The organism is Burkholderia sp. Ac-20379 (genome assembly GCF_017104645.1).
GTDB lineage: Bacteria > Pseudomonadota > Gammaproteobacteria > Burkholderiales > Burkholderiaceae > Burkholderia.
The window spans coordinates 1-1,648 of the sequence record NZ_JAAGPF010000650.1 but is presented as its reverse complement, the minus strand read 5'-3'; the positions used below and the strand labels follow the sequence as shown (position 1 = coordinate 1,648).

At 71.7% G+C, this 1,648-nt stretch carries 2 protein-coding genes; both read right to left on the bottom strand.

Annotation, left to right across the window (positions count from 1 at the left end):
• Positions 1-972 (bottom strand): phosphatase PAP2 family protein (locus G3N92_RS33620; RefSeq protein ID WP_206131808.1); only part of this gene is annotated, 972 nt, incomplete at its 3' end.
• Positions 969-1,648: class I SAM-dependent methyltransferase family protein (locus G3N92_RS33615; RefSeq protein WP_206131807.1), on the bottom strand; the 680-nt coding region annotated here is incomplete at its 5' end. The genes G3N92_RS33620 and G3N92_RS33615, both read right to left, overlap by 4 nt.

The window sequence follows — 1,648 nt, the reverse complement described above, 5'->3', positions numbered from 1 at the left end:
CAGCACGCGCGGCGCGATCTCGACCGGCCGCGGCGCGCGGCGCGTCCAGATGCGCGAATTGACGAACGCGCCCGCGATGGTCGGCGCCAGCAGCATCGCCACCGGCAACGGGATGCGGCCGTCGGCGCGTTTCTGGAACGCGGCCGGCGCGCCGCGCAAATAGGCGAACGCGGTGGCGGCCAGCGCCAGCGCGATCCATCCGGCCAGCAGCGCGCCGGGCACCGCATTCGGAATGCAGGCCAACGCAACGAGCGCCGCCAGCAGCGCGGCCACCGCGTAGATCGTCCCGATCCGGCGCGCGCGCGGAGAAGGGTGTGCGACATCGAGCGCATCGAGCGGAAACAGAAACAGCGCGAGACAACCGACCGCCGCCCCGGTCGGCACGTCGATCGCATGATGCTGATAAGTCGTCAGCACCGACACGCCGATCGCCGCGAACCACGGATGCATGAGCGCGCGCTGCCAGCCTTCGCGCCAGCGCGCCGCATAAGCGGCCCACAGCACCACCAGCAGCCCGATGTGCAGTGACGGCGCCTGATTGAACGGCTTGTCGAAACCGGCGAGCGCCGTGAACAGCGCGCCGGCCAGCCCGCCGGCCTCGGGCCGCTCGAAGCCGAAACGCAGCGGCCACGCGATGAAGCAGGCCACCGACACCAGTTGCACGAACAACAAGCGCTTCACGTGCCCGGCCAGCGCGGCGCGATTCGTCTGGAATGCGAACGAGAACCCGTAGAGCAGATCGATCGACCAGTACGGCACGATGGTCCACGGCAGGAACGGGATCGCGCGCTCCCAGCCGAACGCGAAGCTCGGCACCGAGGCGTGCCGCGACGCGAGCCAGTTCGCGAAACCGTAGGTCGAGAAGAAGATCGCGCCCATCGCCGCGAGCGCGGCGACGCGCAGCCCGAACGGGGCGGCGCGCGAGGCGGCCGGAACCGCAGGCGCCGCGGCGCCGATGCCGGACGCGCTCACGCCTCGACCCGCTGCGCAAGGCTGACGGTGAAGATTCCCATCGCGTCGATCCGTTGTTCGAGCTTGCGGAACCCGGCGCGCGCCACCAGCTCATCCATTTCGGCCTGCGAACGACGCCGCATCACCCAATGCGCGTCGCCGCGATGATTGTTCAGCGCCCGCGCGATGAATTCGAGCTGCGGATGCCACGGCTGCCCGGTGTAGACGAGATACCCGCCCGGCGGCACCGCACTGGCCAGCCCGCGCAGCGAGCGCTCGATCATCGCGTTGTCCCCGAACAGTTCGTACAGGCCCGACACGATCGCGAGCGTCGGGCGCGGCGCCAGCGCGGCCAGCGAGGCCTCGTCGAACGCATCGCCCTGCTCGAAGCGCGCCACCGCGCCGAGCCCGCGCTGCGCGATCAGCGCCCGCCCGGCCTCGACGTTCGGCGGCGAGTAATCGCGCAGCAGCATGCCGTCGGGCGCCGCCGCTGCCGCCGCGATCGAATCGAGCACATAGCGGCCGTGCCCGGCCGCTATGTCGACGATCCGCACCTCGCGGCCCGCCTCGCGCAGCCGTGCGGCCGCGATGCGGATCAGTTCCTCCGCATGCAGCGTGCGCTGCCGGACTCCCGCCCAGCACGGCGAGCCGAGAAACCCCGGGTCGAACCGCCGGCCGAGTCCGGCCCGCCCGCGCC